Raw genomic sequence first — 25,720 nt, forward strand, 5'->3', positions numbered from 1 at the left:
TTTTGTTAATAATTTTATCTTTTTCTTTATTTATGATGATAAATTATATTTCAAGCAAGAATTTATAATGATAAATTTGATCAAGGTCTAATTTATGAGGTGTAAAATGACATTTTCAATTGTGGCGCGTTGCCCATTAACAGGAAAAATAGGTGCAGCGACCGCAACAGGTGGTCCTGCGGTTGGAGCATTAGTCTTACATGGTAAAAGCCAAACGGGAGCCATCGCCACTCAAGCAATGACAAATCCAATTGCAGGCTTAACAGGTATTGAATATTTGCAACAAGGCCATAATGCAAATAACAGCTTAGACTACCTTGTAACGCAAGATATTGAACGGAAGCAACGACAGCTGATTATTCTTGATAATCATGGAGGTACAGCTGATTGGACCGGCCAAAATTGCTTACCTTGGTGCGGAAGTTTATCGGAGCCTAACTTAGCCATTGCTGGAAATATGTTAGTTGGAGAGCAAGTCCTGAATGCCATTTATCAGAGCTACCATAACAACTCACATCAAGCTCTGGCTGATCGATTACTTATCGCCATGCAAGCAGGTGCAGATAAAGGTGGTGACTACCGAGGGATCCGTTCCGCTGCATTAAAAGTCTGGAATAATCGACAATATCCAGACATTGATATTCGTAGTGACTGGTCAGAAGCACCACTATCAGCGCTGTTCATCATTCTTCAACAGGTTCGTTCCGAAGATTATGCTGATTTTTTTGCACAAATTCCTACAGGAAATGAATATATCACTCGTAATTGAACTCATGATGGTGCATATCGACTAATAAAGTAAAATAATTGAATGATATGTACCTGGAAATAAAAAAGCCATTCGTTAAATTTCAATTAACTGCATGAATAACTCTGTATTTTTTATTTTTTACGTTAGTTTAGCTTATTATTTAAATTGTCATTCATTACGTAATCTTAATTATCTATTCTTGTTATACATTCGATTAATTTTTATCTTTGATAGCCATCAAAAAATAAATGGTTATTTTTTAACAACATTAAAAGTAATGAAAAATACCTATCTCCTTGAATTTATCTGGCTATATCGCATAAATGCTTACATTAATTAACCTTAATAAAACCCAGGTTATTTCTTGCTATTTAACTGCTACATAAAAAATAAAATAATCAATTTTATCAAAAGGTTAAAATAATCACTTTCAGATTATATAACGAATAATATTTATACAGACTATCCAGGTAATATTAGATGCAGCAGGTCTTACCAAATGAATAGTTAATAATAAAATGAACAAAAAATAGCCCAATAAAGTCATTAAAACTTCATTGATATATTTATTTTCTGATTTTATCACCTAAGGGATATTCAGCATTTTCATCTATGGTGAAATATTAACCTCTCTCTTTGATCCGCTCAGTAATTATTGCCCTTAACTGAAATTATCATGTTTACACCCGTACACTTTTCATGACAGTTACTTATAAAAAATAATAAATCATAAATTAGAAAAACAGCATAATCTCCGACAAACCCTTTACAACACTGACAATACCAATTTACTTCCACGAATCATTCACTCAACTTTATTAACAAATGTCACCCATACTTAATAAATATGAAATATATGATAAGATCATCATCTCAATTTGAAATTATTTACTATATAAAAAACAAGATTGTTATTGAGGTTATAGATGAAAATCTCGAGAAGAAAGCTATTATTAGGGGTTGGTGCTGCTGGTGTTTTAGCAGGGGGTGCTGCGGTTGTTCCTATGATCAATCGTGAAGGTCGTTTTGAATCGACTAAATCACGTGTACCAGCTGTTGCTGGCACAGAAGGCAAATTACCAGAGTCTGCAGATGCAGTCATCATCGGTGCTGGCCTTCAAGGGATCATGACTGCAATTAACCTTGCTGAAAAAGGTCTTAATGTTGTTATCTGTGAAAAAGGTGTTGTCGGTGGTGAGCAATCAGGCCGTGCATATAGCCAAATCATCAGTTATAAGACTTCTCCAGCGATTTTCCCTTTACACCATTACGGGAAAATTCAATGGCTTGGCATGAACGAAAAAATCGGTGCAGATACCAGCTACCGTGTTCAAGGCCGCGTTGAAGTACCTTCAAGCGAAGAAGATTTAGAAATTTCAAGAGCGTGGATTAAATCTGCATCTGAAAACCCAGGCTTCGATACCCCACTACGTACCCGTATGATTGAAGGGACTGAACTGGCAAATCGTCTGGTTGATGCTCAAACCCCATGGAAAATTGGTGGATTTGAAGAAGACTCTGGTAGTCTTGACCCAGAAACCGTCACACCAGCAATGGCTAACTACGCAAAATCAATTGGTATTCGTATCTACACCAATTGTGCAGTACGTGGTATTGAAACTGCTGGCGGTAAAATTTCTGATGTTGTCACTGAAAAAGGTGCAATCAAAACTTCTCGTGTTGTTCTGACGGGGGGTATTTGGTCGCGTCTGTTCATGGGTAACTTAGGTATTGACGTTCCAACATTGAACGTTTACCTATCACAACAACGCATCAGTGGCGTACCAGGCGCACCAAAAGGTAACGTCCACTTACCTAACGGTATTCACTTCCGTGAACAAGCTGATGGTACCTACGCGGTTGCACCACGTATCTTTACCAGCTCTATCGTTAAAGATAGCTTCCTGTTAGGACCAAGATTCCTACACGTATTAGGCGGTGGTGAATTACCATTAGAGTTCTCTCTTGGTAAAGACTTATTTAACTCATTCATGATGGCAACGTCTTGGAACTTAGACGAGAAAACACCTTTCGAAGAGTTCCGTACTGCAACTAATACACCAAACAACGAACACTTAGATGGCGTTCTGGAAAGACTGAGAAAAGAATTCCCAGTATTTAAAGAGTCTAAAGTGGTTGAACGTTGGGGTGGTACCGTTGCACCAACAGATGATGAAATTCCAATTATTTCAACAGTCGAGCAGTACCCAGGCTTAGTCATCAATACCGCAACAGGTTGGGGTATGACTGAGAGCCCAGCATCTGGTCGATTAACGGCGGAATTATTAATGGGCGAAACACCATTTATCGACCCTACGCCGTATAAACTTTCCCGTTTTAGCTAAAAAACAGGAAAAATAGCGATTTTTACTGTGGATCTATTAGCGAATAGTTTAAAGTTAAATGAAAGTTTAATTTTTGATAAAACTAATAGATCCTATTTACTTTGATAATGTTAAGGAGTTTACATGCGCTATAAAACTTTATTGCTTTCTCTGCCTTTGATTTTAGGTGTAGCAAGTGCGAATGCAGCCGATGATGTTAAACGCGTTCCAGTGAAAGGATTCCCTATCTCTGAATCAGTAGAAATCAATGCGGGCAACCTCATTTTCCTCAGCGGAAAAGTCCCTTCTAAAATCTCTGCAGACGCGAAAGAAGGCGTTTTAGAGTCTTATGGTAATACCGAAGCACAAACAATCAACGTATTAAAACAAATCCAAGCTAACCTCGAAGGTATGGGCTTGACGATGAATGACGTTGTTAAAATGCAAGTATTCTTAGTTGGTGGTGAAGAAACTCAAGGTACTATGGACTTCGCTGGCTTTATGGCTGGTTACAACAAGTTCTATGAGTCTGAAAAAGTCACTAATCTGCCAGCTCGTTCTACCTTCCAAGTCGCTAAACTGGCTAACCCAGCTTGGAGAGTAGAAATCGAAGTGACAGCGGTACGCCCTGCTGCAAAAAAATAAGTTCTTCTAACGAAGAATAATCAATAATGGGGCATAATCATTATGCCTCGTTATATTTCCCCCTAATAATCCTATTCTATTCTTTTTTTGATACATTACTTCACGCTACCGCTATTATTTATCCCCCTATCCTCTGCGCGGTCACAAATTATCACTCATTTTCTGTGCAACCGATTCACACCTACTTATAATTTCAAAGAACAAATCAGAGCTGAAAAATATGACATCGCGGGTAAACAAAAATGACTCACAATACTGTCAGTCGAATGAATTTAGACCATCTTAAAACTTTTCATTACGTGGCTAAAAGTGGTAGCTTTACTCAAGCAGCACATATTTTATTTTTGAGCCAACCAGCTGTTAGCCAACAAATCCAAGGTTTAGAAAATTCTCTACGGGTTGCTTTATTTGACCGTTCCCGAAAAAAAATCACCTTAACCAGTGAAGGAAAAGTACTCTATAGCTATACCAAAAGATTATTTTCATTATTTGATGAGATAGAGCATGTCTTTCAAGATTTAAATTTATTACAAACTGGTACGCTAACAATTGCCGCAACCGCTGTTATGGGCAGTTATTATTTGCCAGATATCCTAAAACAATTTAATACTCGCTATCCGCTGATTCATATAAAAATAAAAATTGGCAATTCACAGCAAGTGATGGATTGGGTAGCAGAACAAGAAGCAGAAATTGGTTTAGCAGGCCGAGTTCCTATTGTGCCGAATGTAAACCAAGTATTCTTACACCGGGAGCCCTATATCGCCGTTGTTGGCCCCAATTCTCCACTTCTACAACTTCAGCGCCCATTAACAATCGAAGAGTTCACAAACGCTTCTCTCGTGATGAGGGAAAGGGGAACACGCACCCGAGCTAAAATTGAAGATTGGCTAAAAGCACATATTGCACTCCATGATTCCCCTCCCCCTATTATTACTGTCACTAATTTAGAGGCGACAAAAAGATTAGTCGCAAGTGGTTTTGGGATTACCGCGTTACCTTATTTAAGTGTTAGCGATGATATTAGTGTAGGAAAATTGATCCAGCTACAAATTAATGCCTTTGATGTTGATGCAGATTATTATTTAACTTACCAAACTAATCGTTCGCTTTCCGCAGCTGCTTTTCAATTTATTATGTTATTGCGCGAAATATCTGACGAAATATCATTAAATAGTGATATAGAGCAACTTATTCATACCGAAAATATCTAAATTGCATCAATTATACAACAGATAAGCAACTATAATATTTACTTATATTACGCATACAACTTGCTGATTTTTGGTTCTTCTATGAATGTGCAAAGATGGTTTTAAATAAAACTCATGGTTAATAATAAAACTTAACCACTTTGTTCTTCTCAGGAGTAATCATAATGGCTAAAGAAATTGAACGTAAATTTTTAGTATCGGGTGATTCATGGAGAGAATTAGCCAATGGTGTTCGTTACACCCAAGGTTATTTAAATAGTCAGAAAGAACGAACCGTTAGAATAAGAACTATCGATGATAAAGCCTTCTTAACAATTAAAGGAATTACCGTCGGTATTACTCGATCTGAATATGAATATGAAATTCCCCATGCTGATTGTGTTGCTATGCTGACGCAATTAGCAGAACAACCTATTATCGACAAGAAACGTTATAAAATCCCTTTCAATGGCTTAATTTGGGAGGTAGATGAATTTTTTGGTGTTAACGAGGGACTAATCGTTGCTGAAGTCGAGCTTAGCGATGAAAATCAATTCTTTAACAAACCTGACTGGGTAGGCGACGAAATATCTTCAGACCCCAAATATTTTAATTCTAATCTTGTTGCTAATCCTTATACCACATGGAAAAAATAAGGGGAATTTTATGAATACATTAACTAAAAATATTGCGATATCAGAAGAAGATGCGAGTAAAATAGTACCTCGAGCAGAATTTAGAATATTTGGACATGACCTTATTAACGAAATAGAAGCCAAAATTTGGGATGTCAAAGCAACCTTATACGCTGCGCGAAAAATGCCAATAGAAACCTATTTTTTATCTGAAAAAACCAATGATGCCAATGTAAAAGTACGTGATGGATTATTAGATATTAAAGTTAAAGTTGGTGAAACAAAAGAGGGCTATGAAATATTCCAACCGAGAGGCAAATTCCAATTTCCAGTAAAAAAAGAAGAATTAAATATTATTTTATCTCACCTTGAAGTTGATATTCCTCTCGATAAAGACAGCTATGAAATAGAGGAATTCAAAGCTATTGTACGCCAACACCCTTGTCTCAATGCAGTCACCGTTGAAAAAATGCGCTATGGCTTTATGGTCGATGGCATTATTTGTGAGTTTGCACGCGTTTGGTTCAATGGGGCACTAATGGAAACCGCTTGTTGTGAAAGTGAAGATTACGAAAAAATGCAAGCCGTCGTTAATGCCTTAGGTATCAATAAATTGCCTAACACAAATTATTTGAAAGCCGCCAAGCGTGTTGTTGGCATGTAACTCTTTTATGTAATGCATATCGTTGTTCATCTATATGGGTCGAGTCAAATAACACCGACCCTTGAATGATAATAATAAAAGGAGATATGTATGTCAGCAAATAGTAAGCCAAGCTTTGACCCACTTGATATGCGTAATTATTCATTAGAAAAATTCCGTGATATCAAAGCTGGCGCACTAATGCAAAATCTCAAACTCATTGGTGTACCTTTAGCTATTCTCTCATTTCTATTTTTCGAATTACAATGGTGTGGGACAATCGATGTATTTGAAGCACAAACAAAAGTTCCCGCAGCTCATTGCTATAGTGCAATGGGAATTTTTGTTGCTTCACTGATTTTATGGCTCACTGAAGCTATTCCAAATTATCTCACGTCATTAATTGTCGTTGTTGTCGTTATCATTACTGGTGTGATGAAAATGCGCCCAGCCTTCGCGATGCTGGGTGAACCCGTCATGATTCTAAATATTGCCAGCTTTATCCTAGCGAGCGCATTAGTTACGACAGGTTTGGCAAAACGTATTTCACTCATGCTAGTACTCAAAACTAAAAATCATTTAACCATGTTATTCCTATGCTTTGTGGCATTAAACTTGATTTTTGGTGCATTTATTAGTGCAACCTCGGCAAAAACGGCACTACTACTGCCATTATTTATGGTAATTTCGGCTATCTACGGTGCCACTGGTGGTGCTCAGCGTAACAATGTTGGCCGTAATATGGTGCTCCTTAACTTGCTGGCTAATAATGTCTCCGCTAGCGCATTCTTAACAGGTTCTGCGGCCAATTTATTAGCAGCAGCAATGCTAGAAAAAGCAGGTGCATTAGTCACTTATCAAGATTGGTTTATTGCACTATTCCCATTGGCTGTCATTCAATGTTTAGTCGCATGGTGGACTGGAACTCGGTTTATTTTTAGGATTACAGATGAAGAAAAAACACCGAAACTCGAAGGTGGCATGGACCGCTTACGCTCGGAATATAATGCATTAGGTAAAGTCAAAATCAGTGAAATTAAAGCAGGGGTCGTATTTATTCTTGTTTTACTATTATGGTCCACAGGTAAATGGACAGGTTTACGTGCTGAAGTTGTCGCATTAGCAGGTGCTTGTATTGTACTGATGCCCTCTTTTTCACGGCTGCCAGCAATGGGTGTCATGAAATGGAATGATGCTGATATTCCATGGCACATGTTAATGTTTAGTTTTGGTGCTTATGTATTAGGCGGTATGATGGACCAGACTGATATTGTCGGCCTTTATGTCCACAAAGCCTTTGACCATTGGAACATAGACCCTCAAGGTGCTGGAAAACTGCTTGTTTTCGCTGTATTAAGCGCAGTATTTGCACTCACCACATTGATTAGTGAAAGTAAAACAGCACGTACAATTATTTTATTCCCTATTATTATTGCTATTGCTCAACGATATAACTGGGATTTAGTTGGCTTCTGTTTACCCATGGCATTTATGATTAACCAAGTTTATGTTCTCTATTTTAACTCTAAACCCGCCAATATAAGCTATTTGACTGACCAATATTCAACCGGTGACTCATTTAAATATGGTATGATTCAACTCATCCTTATCTGGATACTACTAATACTATGGACACATTACGTTATGCCACTCATGGGATTTAATAGTTATCTTTGGTAAAGATAGAATATTGGCCAAAAGAACAGTGTGAAGGAAAATATGATTAAAGAATCTCTCAAGATCCATGGAAAAAAACAGTTTGAAATCAAACAAAAAGTGTTGTTTCCACGTAAGTCTAAAGAGATCCGTTACCAAGTAGAGACCTTTTTCTTTTTGCCTTCATCATTACAGATTAACCCAGACCTCTACACAGCATCAAACCTCCAGCGCAGCCTAAAAAACTATATTCGGCTGCGCCCACCGACCGTAAAATTATCATCACTGGCTGATGAAAACGGGGCATTAGATGAACTAAAACAGTGGCTACAGCAATGTACGCCACAAAACTTACCTTCATTAGACGAGTATGAAAATAGGCTAAAGCGCTATGCTTTAACCTTCAAAAGAACCGTTCGTTTGAATGTTAAAATGGTAAGCCAAAATCCCCAACGGCAAACGCCTGAATACTTAGCTGAGTTCATGGCAAACATCGCAAAATGTCTCTGTACTTATCGTGAATTAGCAACACAGTCAACCAAAATTGAAGAAGCCATCCATTCCAATGCCTTTTCTTATTGTGACGAATTTATGACGTATTACACCATGAATTACTTACGTGATTTATTAGCGGATAAGCAAATGCCGTTACGTGAAGAAATACGTCATTTTTGGTATCAAGAAATGCGTTATCTGAAGAAACAATACCCTGATTGTTTTCCTAGTGATGAAACGGATGCTGAATTAGTCACATATCGCCGTAATTTATTGAAAAAATATATTAATCGCTATCTCTATTTAGAAATTCGCCACAAGCGGGGACTTCCCCTGCTATTACACTCTATTTATGGTATTGCCGCTGCAATTTCAATGCTTTTCGCTACGGTTATCGCCTTTTTCTGGCAAGGAAAGTATGGAGCTTTGAGTGCCAACTTATTTTTGGCTATGGTCATCGGCTATATCTTCAAAGATAGGCTGAAAGAAGTGGGCCGAGAGCAGTTGTATCGCCTATTTCAAAAATGGATCCCCGACCGACAATTACGCATTTACCGCGAAGGAGTGAAAGCACCAGTCGGTATTTGTAAAGAGTCTTTTCGTTTTATTAATGAAAATATGCTTTCGCCGGATATCCGTGAAATGCGGCAAAAATCTCATTGGGTCAATTTAGTTAACGTCCAGCGAATGGAAGATATCCTGTATTACCGTAAAGATGTATTGCTACATAACCGCCAATCCGTGTTTGAAAAAAACCAATCATCAATCGCAGATATTACGCGTTTTAATATTTCGGATTTCCTAAAATATATTGATATTAGCTATGAAGAACTCACTGTGAATGATGATGAGCCTGCAATTATTGGTGAAAAGGTGTATCACATTTACCTTTGTCGTCGCGTCACAATTAACAAAAAAACCTATAATGAGCTGGCTCGTTTAGTAGTGAATGCCGATGGGATAAAGCGTTTAGAAGTATTGCAGTCACTAGATTTACTGACAACCGATGAAGATATTGAAATTTCACCGTAAATGTTTTGTTTTTTCTATTTTCTTTCCAAGAAAAATATTCTAATTCACTATAATTTTCTAAATCATTCGAACTGTAGCAAGGTGGCAAGAGAAGATATCTCGGGGAGCATACAAAGGTATGTGACCCGAGTAGCTGAACGTAGCCAACACCACTACAGCTCGAAGGATGACAACAATTTAATTTTCTAAATCATTCGAACTGTAGCAAGGCGGCAAGAGAAGATATCTCGGGGAGCATACAAAGGTATGTGACCCGAGTAGCTAAACGAAGCCAACACCGCTACAGTGCGAAGGATGACGAAAATTTAGTAGTAAAGAGCAATATACTGATCATCCACCCGCTTAATATCCACTGGCGTATCAAAAATATCCTCAATAATTTCAGATTTCATGATCTCTTCTGGTTTACCGTGATAAGACAGACGCCCATTTCTCAGTGCAACAATGTAGTCAGAATAAACTGATGCAAAGTTAATATCATGGATGACTAAAATAATCGTTTTACCCAGCTCATCAGCTGCTTTACGCAGTAATTTCATCATAATCACTGCATGCTTCATATCGAGATTATTCAACGGTTCATCAAGTAAAACATATTCTGTATCTTGACATAAAACCATTGCAACATAAGCTCGTTGTCGTTGGCCACCCGATAATTCATCTAAATAACGGTGACGCAAATCTGATAAATTAAGAAAAGAGAGTGACTCATCAATTTTCTTTTTATCATCAATGGTTAAACGGCCTTTCGTGTATGGGTAACGCCCAAAACCAACCAGTTCCTCAACGGTTAATCGACTCGCAAATTGGTTCTCTTGACGCAAAACCGATAAACATTTTGCTAATTTATCACTGGGTGTTGTTGAGACATCGAGTTCATTCACTTTGACATAACCGCCGTCATCGGGCTGTAACAAACGCCCAATAATCGACAGCAGTGTTGATTTACCTGCACCATTAGGCCCGATGATTGAGGTAATACCGCTATTTTTAATTGTTGTTGTCACGTTATCTAAGACTTTAGTATCCTGATAACTTTTCGATATCTGACTAATTTCAATCATACTAAAACCTTCTTAACACCATATAAATAAAGAAAATTCCGCCGACAAACTCGATAACGACTGATAATGTTCCCGCCATATTTAGACCATACTCAAGAATCAACTGGCCACCAATCAGCGCAATGACACCAAGTAGAAAGGAAACGGGGAGCAAATAGCGGTGCTGGCTACTGCCAGCCACTAAATAAGCTAAGTTCGCGACCATCAAGCCTAAGAATGTTAAAGGGCCAACCAGTGCCGTAGAAACGGCAACCAAGATTGAAATAAGTAACAAAATAACAGTGACTTGTTGGCGATAATTGATCCCTAAGTTCACCGCATTGGCTTGCCCTAACGCGATAACATCAAAACAATAGCGCATGCGCCATAATAAGATACCCACCACAGCTGTAATCAGCAGTGTAAATATAATCAGTTCGGGAGTCCCCTTCGTGAAGGTTGCAAACATCCGGCTTTGTAAAATAGAAAATTCATTGGGGTCCATTAAACGCTGTAGTAATGTCGCCACACTGCGAAATAATGTGCCAAGAATGATACCTACCATCAATACTAGGTTGATATTCATTTTAACTGACACAAATAACCAGCGATAAAGCAGAACAGAGAACAGCACAAGTAATGTGGACTCTAATAAAAATTTACCAATATTCAATAACCAAGAGGATGGAAAGCTATCGGTATAGAAGACAAAAATGGTTTGTAATAATATAAATAATGCTTCTAACCCCATGATAGATGGGGTCAGTATCTTATTATTAGCAATGGTTTGAAAGAGAACTGTTGAAACCCCAGCAGCGAAAGCCACCACGATCATCGTGAGAACAATATAGCCTCGATGCGGCAAAATGTAGGCAAGGTTACTGCCCAAATTGACCGTCATATAAAGAATAATGGATAACAATGACAATGCCAGTAGTATCCATATTCTTTGCAACGGCGTTACCCTTTTCTTAGGCAACGCTATTGATGTATTAACTTTTTGCATAACGTTGTTGCTTCAACAATAAATATAAAAAAATCACCGCGCCAACAACACCTAAAATCACACTTGCAGGGATTTCAAATGGATAGCGAATTAAGCGCCCAATAATGTCACACAGTAAAACTAAGCCACCGCCAGCGATACAAATCCATGGGATGGTTTTACGTATGTTATCTCCCATCACTAAGCTCACGAGATTTGGAATAATTAAGCCTAGGAAAGGTAATGCCCCGACCACCACGACTACTACACCGCTGATTAAAGCGATAATCGATAAACCGATGGTCATCACTTTGCGATAATTTAGGCCAACATTAATTGAAAACTCACGTCCCATACCGGCAACCGTAAAGCTATCGGCAATCCAGCAAGCAATTAACGTTAATATTCCTACTAACCACAATAGTTCATATCGGCCTTGAATGATGCTAGAAAAGTCACCGCTCATCCATGCACCAAGTGATTGTAATAAGTCGAAATAATAAGCAGTAAAAATGGTTAATGCGCTAATCACTGCACCCAACATAATCCCTACTAAGGGGACTATCAGGGCGGATTTTAAAATTACACGACGCAATAGCACCATAAACAACATGGTGCCAAGAAGTGCAAAACCGCTAGCGACCACCATCTTAGTCATAATACTTGCTGCTGGGAAAAGCACCATAACGACCAATAAACCTAAACTGGCTGACTGGGTTGTCCCTGCAAGAGAAGGTTCAACAAAGCGGTTTTGTGTTAGTAATTGCATAATTAGCCCAGCAACGCTCATGGCGCTACCTGCTAAAATCAAGGAGACGGTTCGGGGAATTCGGCTAATAAAAAAGATGTCTTGCATCTCTGGGTCGGTGAAAAGCGAAACGGGTGATACGTCACCCGCTCCAATAAACAAGCTTAATACCGCTAAAACCAATAACGCGATAATTCCACAAAAAAGATAAAGCGTTTTCATTGGTTATTTTGCTTGGCTCTTCTCTAATGCTGTATTGATATCGTCCATTAACTTAGAGTAAGTTTGAATCCCACCCGCAATGTATACAGCAGTTGGGTCTAGGTAAGTAATTTGGCCTTTTTCCCACGCGGCGGTTTTTCTCACTAATGCGTTATCTAATACTTCAGCCGCTGGCTGTGCATCAGATTTACCAATTGCGCTATCACGGTCGATAACAAATAACCAGTCAGGGTTTAATTTTACCAGTAACTCGGCATTCACGATATTACCGTGGCGACCGGTGTTTTCTTCAAACACATAAGCAGGTTCAAAACCTAATACATCAAAGATAAAGCCGAAACGAGAACCTGGACCGTATGCGGAGATTTTACCACCACTGACTAAGATCACCATCGCTTTACCCGCAGTAGGCGCTTTAGCTTTGATACCGTCAATTTTGGTATTGAAGTCAGCAATCAGTTTTTTGGCTTGTTCTTCTTTACCAAACAATGCACCAAGTTCATTAGTACGTTCAGTTAAGCTACCAATAAAGTTTTTGTTATCAATGTCTAATGAAATTGTTGGCGCAACACCACTGAGTTTGTCATAGGCGTCACGAGCACGGCTTCCACCTAAAATCAGGTCAGGTTTAGCATTACTTAATGTTTCATAAGCAGGTTCAAATAATGTCCCGCCATTAACGTATTCAGAACCACTATATTTCGTTAAGAATTCAGGGAAGCGAACGTTGGTTTGTGGAACGCCTGCAACTGGGGCTCCCAGTGCATCCATGATGTCCAGTGTTTCCATGTTCATCACAATGACTTTTTGAGGGTGACGAGGAATTTCGGTTTTGCCTTGGGCATGTTCTATCGTAATAGTTTGTTTTTCTGCAACTTGAGTTGTTTCTGTCGTGTCTTTCGCGTTATCACAACCGGCTAATACTAACGCAGATAACAAAGCAATACCCGAAACTAATGATTTTGCAAACATCTAATGTCCTCCGTCCATCGATAAAAGTACTGATGATTAAATTTTGTGATTCACAATTTAGCGTATATTACACGCAAATAAGCGCAAATGATATTAGTTTGCATTTGCATTCACCGAAAAGTTGTCACAACGCACAAAAACATCAATTTAATACGTTGAATCCATGAGTTTTAATGTTTTAAAAGAAAAGGAAAATATAAAAAGCGAGGAAAATTGAATAAAAACGTGATTTGGCAGCGTGTGATGACACTTCATTCAGTAGAATAAATAGGTTGAGCTTTCGACTGTACTTGTTTGCATAACTACTTTTATTACAGCAGGCGACATAAAGTCATCATCTCAACCTATTTACCATTAACGCCCATTTAAATGCTCATTATTACATATCATCCAGTCGCCCATTTTCACTGAGCTGAGAACTAATATCTTCAAGGAACCAATCAATCGGTGTGCCCATCAAAAATGAGAGTTTAAATAAATGAAACAAATCAATTTTGATTTTGCCTCTTTCATAACGAGAGATTTGTTGCTGACTAACACCTAACAACTGAGCTAACTGAAACCCTGTATATCCCAGTTCTCTACGTTTTTCTAAGATCCTCTGACCTACCATATAATGGATTTTTTCACTGCCGTTTTCTGAATACATATTTTCACCATTTATTAAGGCACAGTTAAAATAAGAGCTGCGGCACCTTCAAATTGACCGGCTTGAACTCGGCCATTGGTACCTAATACTGCTTTCAGGGTGACCGAATTTGTTCCACCAGCAGGTACATGGATTTTGTAACCATTTTCCCCTGGGGTATCGTTCCCACCTAAATACAAATTCGCATATAAGCTATTATCTGCCCGTAAATTTACACGGCCATTTGTCACGTTAACACCTGTGGCAATCACCAAAACATCCATTGCTAAGTTACATGTCACACTGATGTTCACTTGTTTTGATTGGCCAGCAAGTTCTGCTTCGCTAATTGGGCCAAAGTTGATATCTGGGATCGTATTGTTGATCTTACAAGCTCCAATCGGTGGAGGCGCAATACCACATAATGAGCCGGGAATTAACCCACCTCTACTTGTAACCCCAGTATGATCTTGGTAAAACAGCCCCACGCACTCTTGGTTATTTTGCAGCCTAACTCCGGTATGAACTGCCCACTGTGTTGCTGGAGCTGTCGCCCTTGCCAAAACACCGGGTATATTCTGAATGTCACGCATGTATCGATACTTAGAAATTTCGGCCAACTCGACAGTTGCCGCCCCCGGTGTTCCACTAGCGGTATGCTTATGGCTTATGGTGAGATAGCACTTCGACCACCCAAAGCAAGGATTATACGTAGTTGGCAATTCAGGGTCCCAGCGAGCAATAACATACTTATAGTCTGCATCCCCATTATTTGGGTTATTACCGGGTCTTGATTCCGTGATATAAGAAAAAATAGAGGCGGATGCAGTAGATGACAACATGACTGCACCAAACAAGAGCGATAAAAAAACTTTCATATTAGTTCAGCCTTATTATTCATAATCTAATTTAAATGTTGCTACAGCACTGTAAGGCCCTACTTTTATTGTCTTATCAGCAATAGCATCCGGTTCACCTTTTAAATAGGCGTAGAACCGCAACTGGTTAGTACCATCTTGTAGCGTTAGCTTCGAGCCTTTCTGTTCAATCGCCAGTGGTGTTTTATCTGAATTTTGTAGCCCCACCGCGAAACCGGATGCAACACTACTCGTTGATAATGCTAAAAAACCAGGCAGTGCTAGATTAGGCGTTCCTGAAAAGGTGACTTCCACAAATTTGCCTATTGTCGTGTCACAGTCAGACAACTTAATCACAAACTCTTTAGGCGGGGTTTCACCATAGGCATAAAAGTTTTTCTCCGGTGTATCAAAAAAATCCATCGGAATGTTTTCATCACCCGGTAAAATAGTGCAAGGTTCCTCTACTAAATTACCGATAACTCTTAAATTATCAGGCACAGCAAAAGCAGCATTAAAGTTAATAAGTAAGGCTCCTGCTACTGCACATTGAATTAGTTTGTTCATTATTGGTACTCCGCTAGCAATGTCCCTGTTGCAGTAAAGCCTCCTTCAGGCAACGTAACTCCCAATCGCTTGACAGGAACAACCTCTAAAACAGGCGGTTGCCCATAGGTAATTTTTAATGGTTTATTGATTTCAAAACCTAAACCATTTTGGGTAATACGCATGCCAAGATCTCGGAAATTAGTTTCCAGTGCCGACTTATCAAAATCTGTTGCAGTCCCTTTGATAGTTAGCATTAAGTCCCAACCTTTTAAGTTGTCTTCACACTTCAAAGCGTAATTAATAGGTTTCGTAAATCTGACACCATCAATCTTATGTAAACCAATATCTTTGTATTCGATAACGTGGACTTTATCTTCAAAAACAGTGCAAGGCGGTGGAATTAGTAAGGTTCCCGTAAACTCCACATCATTTGCCATCACGGCACTGCTAGGTATAACTAACAAACTCATTATCAGAGGAAGTCTTTTCATTATTCTTTGCATTATTTTTCCCTCACTGATAATCAAGTTTGATAGTGACGCCTGCATGAAAAACCCCACCCTTTGTTAATGTTGTGGATAAATCACGAACAGGTATGGCTTCAAACTGAGGCGCATTTGGGTAAACAAACTTGATTTCTTGGTTTAATCGAAGCTTGCTTCCGTTATAACGAAAAGCAATTCCTAAACCCGGAAGATCTGTTTCAATTGCACCGTTATCAAAAGATGCAGGAACACCAACCAACGTCATTTTCATTTGTGATGTTGGTCTTTTCTCACAATTAATATTGTAATTTATAGGTTTTGAATAAGCGTTACCGTCAATTCGCGTACTCATGATTTCATCAAAATTGACTTTAATGATATTCCCGCCGTTGATTTTGCAAGGCGGTGGAGCCAAAACAACCCCTTTAATCGGTACAGTTATCATACCCGGCGTGATTGTCGCCCGTGTATTTCCCGATGGGCTAATACGCGAATCGGGTAATCCGGCATAAGAAACCGATGTAAAAAATAGTCCAGCGAGACAAGATGCCAGCAGGTACCGCTGCTTATTTAAATCACTCATAATCCACCTTAAAGTCCATTACGGCGCTGAAACTTCCTTCCGTCAGTTTTTCGGGAGTTCTCACTGGTGTAACAAAATATTGAAGAGTTCCCTGCGGTGCATCGAGAAATTGAGGACGACCTCGGCTTCCTAGCCTGATGTCTTCTCGTTGTGCATCTGTCACTTCTAACGCCAAGCCGGAGACGCCTTTTACACTTAACATTTCTGGAAAATGCTGATCTGATACAGCAACAAAAGAGACAGTTATCACTGGTTGCATTGCATCCCAAAGCGCTCGACCCGTTCTCGTGTCTTTCATTCGGCTTTCCGTGCGAATGCAATGTCTAAATTCTAATTCGAATGAAACTGGCTCAGCTCTATCACCCGGTTTACGGAGTGAATAAGAAGGGATCTCCCCTAGAGACACTTCTTGGCGCATTGAATTAGTCACATCCATCGTACAAGGTGCTTCGGTCATCATGCCATTTACTGTCAATGTTCCGTGTAATCCATCAATATCCCAACTGTCTGCTCCAAAGGTGAACACTGGAACTAAACCGAATAAGATAGTGCTGAACAGGAGAGTCCTTTTCATACGTTATTCCCCGTTATCTGTCCGTCGAAGATTCAACTTTGCAAGTTGTACCAGCGCAACCAAACATCAATTTAGGCCTTCCACCATAATCGTTGATATAAGTTAGAACTGGTTTTGCCCCCATGGCGCTTGCACTACCTTTAAGCATTCCATTACTTTTTGGTGAGATCATGACAGGCTCAAACTGTTTCACCGTGTCTCCGCCCACTTTTGTACTTGCGTCTACAATAGTGACGAAATAAGCGGTTGGATTCGTGACTTCGTAGGCATCACCCTTACGTGTTAGCGTGATTTTTTCTTGCCATGGATTTTCTAAATCCGTGCGTGTGGCATATAACGCTTTTGGGCGATAAAACAATTTAATTCGCGTCTGTAATGCAATTTGTAATACGTTCGCTTCTTTACTACGTGGTGGAATTTCACGTAAATTAAAGTAATAAACACTCTCTCTGTCCTGAGGCAATGCGGCAACATCAGGGAGAGATTGAATTTTAACTTGGCTACCTTCCCCCGCTTCTACACGTTGAACCGGGGGTAAAACTGTGAGTGGGCTTTCAATTTTGTTACCATTTACATCTTCGATCCACCCCTGTGCAAGGTAAGGTAACTCTGTGTTTTCATTCTTAATATTCAAGCTAATGGTCTTTTCAGCCCCATTATAAATGACGCGTGTTCTATCAAGTGCAATCGCGGCCAAAGCCTGCCCACATAGCACCGCAGATAACGTGATTGTCGTAGTAAAAAATGCAATTTTTTTAATATTCATATGTACCAACTATTTATAAAATCAAGTAACGTGAGTTACTCGGTATAATCTGCACTGTAAGCAATATCCGGTGGTTTCAATAACCAACGCTGACTCGGTGCTACGCCCTGTTTAATCGGTGCAGGTTTGTAAACTGGAGCTGACTGCCCAACAGGAACGGCTTTTGCTGGCATATACCCAGGTTCAACACTTGGGCTGCTTGTACACGGTAATAACAGTGAGTTAAATTCAGCCGTTGTAATATTTTCTGGAACCTGGATTTTGCATTGCACACTTCCATCCCAATGCACATCTAAAACTTCATTTGGGTTAATACCAGAGATATACACGGAGCCATTGTCCGTCACGATACCGAGCTCTCTATTCTTCTCATTTCTCACGGTGGCGCCGAATGGCGGGTAACTACCGTCAGCCAATGCCAATCTCACCATGGTTTTAACACCTGATAAAACTTCAAACTCGCGGTAAGCAACCGCCCCTTCGGTCAGCGTAATTGGCTGAGATGTCCGAATAGCTTCCACGTTATCAGGCAATTGAGTCACATCAATATGTGTATTGGTACGGTAGTAATCACTGATATCGGCGACCACCGCTTTACCAAAAATATTGGTTTCAGTGCTCGGCCCAAAACCTTGGATAGGTACATTTTTTACACCTTCAGTACCCACCATCACACGGCTACCACCTGGGGTATTAATACGATGCAGTGCGGCACCATGACCTGTGACTGTTGCACCACCTTGTAAAGAAAAGGCGGCTGAAGAAGTATCGCCATTGATATAGCTGGTACTTGCAGTCACTGTTGCTAAATCTGCGTAACGTGTATAGAAACCATCAATAGTTCCACGGCCTCGGCTACTCACCCCAGTACCAACACGATAGTTGGTCTTATCATCAACGGAGTCGAAATAGCTGACAGTGTGTGAGTTACCATCTTTCGTTATCATATTGTTGTAGCTAATTGATGCTCTATCTGCCCATGGCAAAGAGAGGTTCATGTATAGCCCATCGTCATTATTTCTATTATCAAATTTGTTGCGGAATGCCGTTAAACTTAAATTGATATTTTTAAAACGACCAATATTGAAATATTTCGCAATAGAAACGTTATAGCGTTTTGCCGCTGGCTTATTCCAATAGGTTTCGTGGTTATAGTTCAGATACGCTGTTAGGTCTGCATTTGTGAAATACTTATTAAATGTAATCGTATACAGCTCTTTACTATTATCGAATTCCACACCTCTATAGCGGCGATCTAAGTATTGGTTCATACTCATAAAGTCACGTTCAGAGAATCGATATCCTGCAAAAGTGACTTGGCTATCATATTCTTCAAAACGTTTTGAATAACTTAAGCGATAAGACGCACCCGTATAGGTTTTGTTATCTGTTTTCAGTTTTGCGCGTGACTCAGTGACGTCGAATGAAATTGCACCAAAGGCGAGTAAATCTCGACCAATACCGAGTGATAATGCGTTATAGTCGCCCGCCGCTATTCCACCACCGAATAATGACCAACCGTTGGAGACCCCCCAACTAAACTCTCCTGTAACAAACCCTTGTCCCTCTGTTTCATGTTCCATATTATTAGGTCGGCCACCTGCAATCTTAAACAGCACGGAGCCTGGACGCGTTAAATAAGGAATAGAGGCGGTATTCATTTGGAATTCTTGTACGGAGCCATCTTGCTCTTCGACGCGGACATCTAATTTACCGCTTACCGCATCACTTAAGTCTTGAATACGAAAAGGCCCTGGTGCAACTTGGGTTTCATAAATAACTCGCCCTTGCTGAGTCACAATAACTTTTGCGTTGGTTCTTGCAACACCGGTGACTTCAGGCGCATAACCACGTAAATTCGGTGGTAACATTCTCTCATCAGAGATAAGGCTTACCCCCATATAGCGGAACGAGTCAAATAACCCAGAACGCAGAAATTGTTCACCCATAGTCAGCTTCGCGTTCAGTTCTTTTACTGCTCTATAAGCGTAATATTGGCTCCAATCCCATTTCCGGTCTGTCGGCTGCCCATTAGTACGATTATAACTTGCTTGCCAATCAGCCCTAAACCGCCACGCACCAAGGTTAAAACCTGTAGTACCATTACCAGTAACCGACTGTTTATTGGCTGAATCCGCAGGTCTTGTTAAGTTAGCATTCAAGTTATAGTCAAAAATTAGAGCGGGTACCCCTTCATCCCAACGTGATGGTGGATCCCAGTTATCAGAAGTAAACTCGATATAAGCCTGAGGTACCGTAATTGTGATAGTTTCTTTGGCTAAAGAACCATTGATTGTCATTCCTGGGATCGTTTCAGGAATTAAACATTGGCTCTTATTAGCAAACTCAACCTTCTGCTTCCATTCATCGCGCAAAGCGATATGGTCGACAACATCTGGCGTTAAACAAGGCTCTGTCATACTCGGATCATTAGGATCCGCGATATATTCAATATCAAAAGTGTCAGCTAAGTCGCGACTATTTAAATTTATTTTAAATGGGTATTTCCCTGGCATGACATAGCCTGCTCGAGAAAACTCATTTAAGGAAATATTGCTTTTATCCTGAAGGTCTAAAACATCCGTATTAAACTCAATACTATCATTATTCGCATTAGCTAAATTTATATGAGCAATGGCTATAAACACCATGGTAGCAACAGGCGTTAAAAAATAACTTACTGAGTTATTAAATACTTTATTTTTACTTTTTAATCGCAGAGCCATAATAGTCCCTTAGTAATAACTCAGTAATAATCCATTTTAAAACGGATAGTTGTCTGATAATTTCCTGGTTTTAAGCGTTTATTATTAGGTACTATCTGCACCTTATAGTGCAGAGTTGTCTCCCCCGCTCTAATGGGTAAATCAGGCATTGCCTTACCAGGTATTGCAACATTTCCAGCTATATCAGAAATTTTTACTGACAACCCATTTGCATGCCCGAAAACATCGAAGCTGCGGCCATCTGTTGGACCATCAAATGTAATATTGAAAGTTTGCCAATTAGGGGCTCCAGGAGTTACCGGTGTTAGAACGCAATTGATAAGGCGTATAGAGAAATCACTTGCTGGACTTTCTCTGTCGTGAATTATCTGGCTAACCGGTACAGTTATTATGTTAACTGATTGGTCTCGGCTATCTGCATCAATTGCACAAGGGCTCTCAATGATTGAACCGCCCATAGTGACAGTTCCTTTGAACTGACTTTGTGCCCGAGAATTTTGATTTTGCGCACTCGCTATCGGGGCAAATATCATTCCTGAAAGCACCATGACAATGATGCCAAAGTGATTCATAGCGACTCCATTTCAACGTAATAACCAATTTCAATGCATTAAAATTAGTGCCCATACATCCTTGTACGGGCGATACCAATTACTGGTAGCTCAGAGCGAATGTTGCGATTGCATCAAATTCACCTGGAACAGCAGGGTTATTTGTTGCATCAGCATCACCTTGCAAATACGCTTGGAAACGCAATGTATTCGCACCAGTGAGTAGAGTTTGAGATGCCGATTTCGCGCCTAAGGCAATTTTAGTACCGTTGAAATCAGTGATCACGATACCCGCATTTTTCGCAGTACCCGCGATAGCTAAACCATCTGGTACAGCATCACTTTTAATACCAGAAAATGTGGTTTGAACCGTTTTCAGCGTCGTGATGTCACACTGCTCTAATTGGATATTAAAGTCACGAGCAACACTTTTACCGCCACCGTTTAATGCAGATGTCGCGATAGCTCCCATTGGAACTTCAAATGCCTGAGAACCAGGTGGAACTGAGCAAGGAGCGTCAATGATTGAACCTTTAAAAGTGACTTGGCCGCCACCTTGGTTTGCAGAAGCAGAACCAGCAACCACAGCCAGACCTAAACCTAATACTAAAGCAAGTTTATTTAATTTCATTTTATACATTTCCATTAGATAAAAAGACAACACAAATTAAAATAACAAGTTATTATTAATCTGATTATTTTAATTTTTTTCTTAAAATATATTCGGTTAGTAAACATTAAGGATTGACACTAATAATTATTCCTATTTATCAAACTCCATTAATAAATAAAATAATTAAACAATGCATCAATGCGTTGCCATTATTATACCTCATTTTAGTTATGTCAAATCCACAAATTAATTAACCACTCACATTGTAAGTTAGTGATATATATATAATATCCATAATATACTCTATTTTGAATACACCATTACAGGATAAACAAGTGATGTAAATCTAATTAAATTGATTTTTTCTTAATAAAAAACCACAAAATAAACCCAATCATTATTAATAAAGTTTTTTATACTCATAAAACGGGTTCTTATTAGTGAAAAAAAATGATTCGGAAAATAACGCTAACATTAAAACAAGCCTAAATTATTAAAACGAAATTTTTATCGGTGGATAATTAATCAGAAATATCCCAAAAAAAAGAACTAAATAATTTCATAATATTTCTTAATTCATTAATTGTTACATTTCAACCCAAATAATTCAAACATAATAATTACAATAATATCAAATAGATAAATCAATATAACCATACATAAAAACATAAATCACAACGAGAAAAGAATAATATAGTAAAACATTTTTTTAAATTAAAATGAAAATAGAAACAATTAAGTGAAAATTCAAAAAAAGCATACACTAGAAAAACCTTCGTATTACAAAATATTTCAAAAGGTAATTAAAGGTAATTTTTAATTAATTTATAAACACAAAAATCTTATCTTAAGACCTAGAAAATTCAAAATAAATATTTTCAATAACAATTTCATTATGAAATTAATCTATTTAATTAAGATAAGTTAGATAAAATCATTTATTAGAAAACTCACAATGAGTAAGTATGATATCTTAAATTGTTATCGATAATTACATCACTGACATAATAGTGACATTAAAATATAGAGACCTTACCGTTAAGTAAAAACACCCATCAAATAAAACATAATTCATCTTTATTATTAACATTATCGACATACTTATTGTTGCATTTGTAGGTAGCTAAAAACTTAATTTACTACCCAAGAACAATGGAACTAAAATATGATGAAAGTAGATATTATTGAGTCAAATATAAAATAGATTGATCTCAATCAGGTTAAGAACAATCTATGCTAGCTTAGTTTGATGTCAATACGTCTTTATTTTCATGATAAGGTATACATTGAGATGGTACATGTGAGTAAGCAAGAAGCCATATCATACTCTAAGCATAGGTGAGTCGGTAGATAGTCTCTAACTAGTCAAAGTATAAGATAAGAAGTAGAAATTTTACTGCCGCTTCGTGGCGTCAGAGTTTGAGGTGATTGCCAACAAGGCTAATTTTTTCTTCTCTTACCCCATGAGAGCTGATCCTCAATAGTGTTATCGGATTAATTTTTCAGCTGTAAAGCAACATACAATAGAACCTTGCTTTCAATCGTTAGTAGATCTAATTTTGTTATCTCAGATATTCTTTTTAAACGATAATCTAGTGTATTCCTATGAATAAACAACTCTTTAGCTGTTTCACGAGATAATAAATTATTTTTAAACCAGACTGTTAATGTTTTAATCAATACACCATTAGAATCTTCATGCAATAATGTATTCAATGGTTTTAATAATTCTTCTGAAGACCATTTAAAATTTAACCCGTATAATAATACGGGTAGCATGATATCTTGGTAACAATAAACTTTTAATTGGGGTTTTTTAGCTTTCCCCACTTGCATGGTAATTTTAGCTGTCTCATATGATTTTTTAATTGATTCCTCTGCAGGATCTAAAAAGAAATTACCTAATGATATTTTCACTTGTAATTTAAATAATTTAAGAATATCTGATTCTAATTTTAAAATTTTCTTTTTTTCATTGTCAATATCCCAGCGATTGAACTTATTTAATGCAGGGGTTAAGCAGACAATTTCCGTCAAAGATTGAATAGCGACTAAGTTATCAGGATTATTATATTCTATTAATTTTTTAATTTCTTGCAATTCACTAAATGCACTATTTACACCTAATTGTCCGCTATCTACTTCAATAATAATAGCGACTCGTGGAATAGAGAAATTAATATTAAGCTTTTTAGACCATTCAGTTATGTTATCAGGAATTGTTCCATTTTCGATATACGCAAGAATAATTTCCTCTTTAAAACGATCGTTTAAATTCAAATGGTTATAAATTTCTGCCTGCTCTAACATCATTACTGCCGTCATAGAAACCAGCTCCCCAAATTGTTTAATTTGAGTTGGCTCCCCCGTTAATCCTATTACACCAATAATTTTACTATTCAAATAAAGAGGTAAATTAACACCTGGTTTAACCCCATGTAAATGATTCGCAGTGGCGTCATCAATAACAACTGTTCGCTTTTGCTTTATTGCGAGTAAAGCACCTTCATGAAACTCTCCTAATCTATTACTATCTCCACTTCCTATAATACACCCAGTTTCATCCATAACATTAATATTACAATCAATAATTTTCATGGTTCTATCAACGATTTCTTGAGCTAATTTGGAGGTAAGACAATAATCATACATATTTCAACCTCTTTTACTGGTGCTGTAAAATAGAAACAAACTTTCCAATCATAAATTTTAATAATGCTTATTTTTAATTTAATAAGCTCCAGTATTCAATATTCCTTGAAAAAATCAAGAAAAATAAATTTCATTTAAAATAAAGCAAACAAAGCTAAATTTTAAAACTATTATTTCAATTTGTATTATCTATTTTAATATTCAGCGTATTTGCAATATTTTTAGTACAATTAAATAAATTACTTTCTGCGTTATTTAGAGCTTCTTTTAGTGAGCTAATTTTATGTAAAATACTAAACGCTGAATCAATACCATATTGTTGTAAATGACTGAGATCATCACCAAGGCTTCCAACAATGGCAATAACGGGTATTTTATGTTTTCTCGCTAACTGAGCGACGCCAAAAGGCACTTTGCCATTTAAACTTTGGCTATCTAACCGCCCTTCCCCTGTAATGACTAAATTTGCCCCTACCATATGTGATTCAAGGTTCAAGGTTTGTGCAATAATATCAAAACCAGGCTTAAGTTCCGCTTTGAGAAAAGCAAGTAATGCCGCTCCCATCCCTCCTGCAGCACCTGCTCCTGCAATATAGTGAACTTCCACATGCAAATCTCGCTTAATGATATCTGCAAAATGTTCTAAATTTTTGTCTAATATTTCAACATGTTCATTCGTCGCACCCTTTTGGGGGCCAAATATCACAGATGCCCCATTTTTCCCAATTAATGGGTTCGAAACATCACAAGCAATACTAAATTGACAAGCTTTTATCCTAGAGTCCATTGTGCTGACATCAATACTCGCTAAATCGGCAAGCGCTTGTCCCCCTAATTTGATTTGTTGCCCATGCGAATCTAATAATTTGGCCCCAAGTGCTTGCAACATTCCTGCTCCGCCATCATTGGTTGCACTTCCACCTATACCAATAATAATTTGCTTTACCCCAGTATCTAGGCAGGCCTTTATCAATTCTCCTGTTCCATATGATGTCGTAAGTAATGGGTTTCTTAATTCAATAGGGACTAGCTCTAGCCCACTTGCCGCAGCCATTTCAATAAATGCTTGCTGTTTATTTTGAGATAAACCATAGAATGCCTGAACACTCGAGCCTAAAGGACCAATAACATCAAGATGATAAATTTCCCCATTGGTCGCCTCAACCATCGTGACAACTGTGCCTTCACCGCCATCCGCAATAGGGCACTTAACATAAGTTGCATGTGGAAATACCTCTTTGAACCCGTTCTCAATAACCGTTGCGACTTTCAATGCAGATAAACTCTCTTTAAATGAGTCAGGTGCAATGACTATTTTCATAAAAATAATCCTTTAGAAATTTTTATTATCAATAAGTTAAAAATTCAGGTGGGTACTCGCCCACCTGATAC

At 38.2% G+C, this 25,720-nt stretch carries 24 protein-coding genes; 8 read left to right on the forward strand and 16 right to left on the reverse strand.

Annotation, left to right across the window (positions count from 1 at the left end; translation table 11 throughout):
- Positions 1-106: 106 nt before the first annotated feature.
- The 8 genes from PSF09_RS04815 (at position 107) to PSF09_RS04850 (ending at position 9,374) form a co-directional block, all read left to right on the forward strand.
- A complete protein-coding gene (locus PSF09_RS04815) occupies positions 107-769 on the forward strand; it encodes a DUF1028 domain-containing protein (protein ID WP_272664440.1) in 663 nt (220 codons plus the stop codon).
- A 908-nt stretch (positions 770-1,677) separates the two neighbouring features.
- A complete protein-coding gene (locus PSF09_RS04820; protein WP_272664441.1) occupies positions 1,678-3,096 on the forward strand; it encodes an NAD(P)/FAD-dependent oxidoreductase in 1,419 nt (472 codons plus the stop codon).
- A gap of 123 nt (positions 3,097-3,219) precedes the next feature.
- Entirely contained in the window at positions 3,220-3,720 is a 501-nt protein-coding gene (locus PSF09_RS04825) for a RidA family protein (protein ID WP_272664442.1), read from the forward strand.
- Between the two features lie 242 nt (positions 3,721-3,962).
- Positions 3,963-4,934, forward strand: coding sequence for a LysR family transcriptional regulator (locus tag PSF09_RS04830; RefSeq protein WP_210838774.1), 972 nt, complete (start codon positions 3,963-3,965; stop codon positions 4,932-4,934).
- Positions 4,935-5,098: 164 nt separating this feature from the next.
- Positions 5,099-5,569, forward strand: coding sequence for a CYTH domain-containing protein (locus tag PSF09_RS04835; RefSeq protein WP_272664443.1), 471 nt, complete (start codon positions 5,099-5,101; stop codon positions 5,567-5,569).
- Between the two features lie 10 nt (positions 5,570-5,579).
- Entirely contained in the window at positions 5,580-6,212 is a 633-nt protein-coding gene (locus PSF09_RS04840) for a hypothetical protein (protein WP_210838770.1), read from the forward strand.
- A 90-nt stretch (positions 6,213-6,302) separates the two neighbouring features.
- Positions 6,303-7,871 carry an SLC13 family permease gene (locus tag PSF09_RS04845; RefSeq protein WP_210838768.1) on the forward strand — a complete coding sequence of 523 codons (1,569 nt, stop codon included), beginning with the start codon at positions 6,303-6,305 and terminating at the stop codon, positions 7,869-7,871.
- A 39-nt stretch (positions 7,872-7,910) separates the two neighbouring features.
- Positions 7,911-9,374, forward strand: coding sequence for a hypothetical protein (locus PSF09_RS04850; RefSeq protein ID WP_210838766.1), 1,464 nt, complete (start codon positions 7,911-7,913; stop codon positions 9,372-9,374).
- 305 nt (positions 9,375-9,679) lie between these two features.
- Here PSF09_RS04850 and PSF09_RS04855 read toward each other — a convergent pair whose 3' ends face one another.
- The 16 genes from PSF09_RS04855 to PSF09_RS04930 form a co-directional block, all read right to left on the reverse strand.
- On the reverse strand, positions 9,680-10,438 hold the full coding sequence (locus tag PSF09_RS04855) for an iron ABC transporter ATP-binding protein (RefSeq protein WP_102138091.1): 759 nt from the start codon (positions 10,436-10,438) through the stop codon (positions 9,680-9,682).
- 1 nt (position 10,439) lies between these two features.
- Positions 10,440-11,423: an iron chelate uptake ABC transporter family permease subunit gene (locus tag PSF09_RS04860; protein WP_210838764.1), complete on the reverse strand. Its 984-nt coding sequence runs from the start codon at positions 11,421-11,423 to the stop codon at positions 10,440-10,442.
- Positions 11,410-12,372, reverse strand: a complete 963-nt coding sequence (locus PSF09_RS04865) for an ABC transporter permease (RefSeq protein WP_004907840.1) — start codon at positions 12,370-12,372, stop codon at positions 11,410-11,412. The genes PSF09_RS04860 and PSF09_RS04865 overlap by 14 nt, the downstream gene beginning before the upstream one ends.
- A 3-nt stretch (positions 12,373-12,375) precedes the next feature.
- The gene (locus tag PSF09_RS04870) at positions 12,376-13,344 is read right to left on the reverse strand and encodes a siderophore ABC transporter substrate-binding protein (RefSeq protein WP_272664445.1); all 969 of its coding nucleotides are present in this window, start codon (positions 13,342-13,344) and stop codon (positions 12,376-12,378) included.
- A gap of 379 nt (positions 13,345-13,723) precedes the next feature.
- Positions 13,724-13,993: a helix-turn-helix domain-containing protein gene (locus PSF09_RS04875; protein ID WP_210838760.1), complete on the reverse strand. Its 270-nt coding sequence runs from the start codon at positions 13,991-13,993 to the stop codon at positions 13,724-13,726.
- 14 nt (positions 13,994-14,007) lie between these two features.
- A complete protein-coding gene (locus tag PSF09_RS04880; RefSeq protein WP_210838758.1) occupies positions 14,008-14,850 on the reverse strand; it encodes an MrpH family fimbial adhesin in 843 nt (280 codons plus the stop codon).
- 15 nt (positions 14,851-14,865) lie between these two features.
- The gene (locus PSF09_RS04885; protein WP_042845555.1) at positions 14,866-15,396 is read right to left on the reverse strand and encodes a fimbrial protein; all 531 of its coding nucleotides are present in this window, start codon (positions 15,394-15,396) and stop codon (positions 14,866-14,868) included.
- Positions 15,396-15,881 carry a fimbrial protein gene (locus PSF09_RS04890; RefSeq protein WP_042845556.1) on the reverse strand — a complete coding sequence of 162 codons (486 nt, stop codon included), beginning with the start codon at positions 15,879-15,881 and terminating at the stop codon, positions 15,396-15,398. Before PSF09_RS04890 ends, PSF09_RS04885 begins: the two co-directional genes overlap by 1 nt.
- A 10-nt stretch (positions 15,882-15,891) precedes the next feature.
- On the reverse strand, positions 15,892-16,446 hold the full coding sequence (locus PSF09_RS04895; protein WP_042845557.1) for a fimbrial protein: 555 nt from the start codon (positions 16,444-16,446) through the stop codon (positions 15,892-15,894).
- Entirely contained in the window at positions 16,439-17,020 is a 582-nt protein-coding gene (locus PSF09_RS04900; protein WP_210838756.1) for a fimbrial protein, read from the reverse strand. Before PSF09_RS04900 ends, PSF09_RS04895 begins: the two co-directional genes overlap by 8 nt.
- A 13-nt stretch (positions 17,021-17,033) precedes the next feature.
- Positions 17,034-17,786 (reverse strand): fimbria/pilus periplasmic chaperone, encoded by a 753-nt coding sequence (locus PSF09_RS04905; RefSeq protein ID WP_272683554.1) that lies wholly within the window; start codon positions 17,784-17,786, stop codon positions 17,034-17,036.
- 35 nt (positions 17,787-17,821) lie between these two features.
- Complete coding sequence (locus PSF09_RS04910; RefSeq protein ID WP_210838751.1) at positions 17,822-20,512, reverse strand: outer membrane usher protein; 2,691 nt, start codon at positions 20,510-20,512, stop codon at positions 17,822-17,824.
- Between the two features lie 20 nt (positions 20,513-20,532).
- The gene (locus PSF09_RS04915) at positions 20,533-21,084 is read right to left on the reverse strand and encodes a fimbrial protein (RefSeq protein ID WP_272683555.1); all 552 of its coding nucleotides are present in this window, start codon (positions 21,082-21,084) and stop codon (positions 20,533-20,535) included.
- 79 nt (positions 21,085-21,163) lie between these two features.
- Complete coding sequence (locus PSF09_RS04920) at positions 21,164-21,694, reverse strand: fimbrial protein (RefSeq protein ID WP_210838747.1); 531 nt, start codon at positions 21,692-21,694, stop codon at positions 21,164-21,166.
- Positions 21,695-23,170: 1,476 nt separating this feature from the next.
- On the reverse strand, positions 23,171-24,328 hold the full coding sequence (locus PSF09_RS04925) for a sugar diacid recognition domain-containing protein (RefSeq protein WP_272683556.1): 1,158 nt from the start codon (positions 24,326-24,328) through the stop codon (positions 23,171-23,173).
- A 175-nt stretch (positions 24,329-24,503) separates the two neighbouring features.
- Positions 24,504-25,649: a glycerate kinase gene (locus PSF09_RS04930; RefSeq protein WP_210840270.1), complete on the reverse strand. Its 1,146-nt coding sequence runs from the start codon at positions 25,647-25,649 to the stop codon at positions 24,504-24,506.
- Positions 25,650-25,720 lie beyond the last annotated feature (71 nt).

This window comes from Providencia sp. PROV141 (assembly GCF_028481645.1).
In the GTDB taxonomy this organism is placed as follows: domain Bacteria; phylum Pseudomonadota; class Gammaproteobacteria; order Enterobacterales; family Enterobacteriaceae; genus Providencia; species Providencia rettgeri.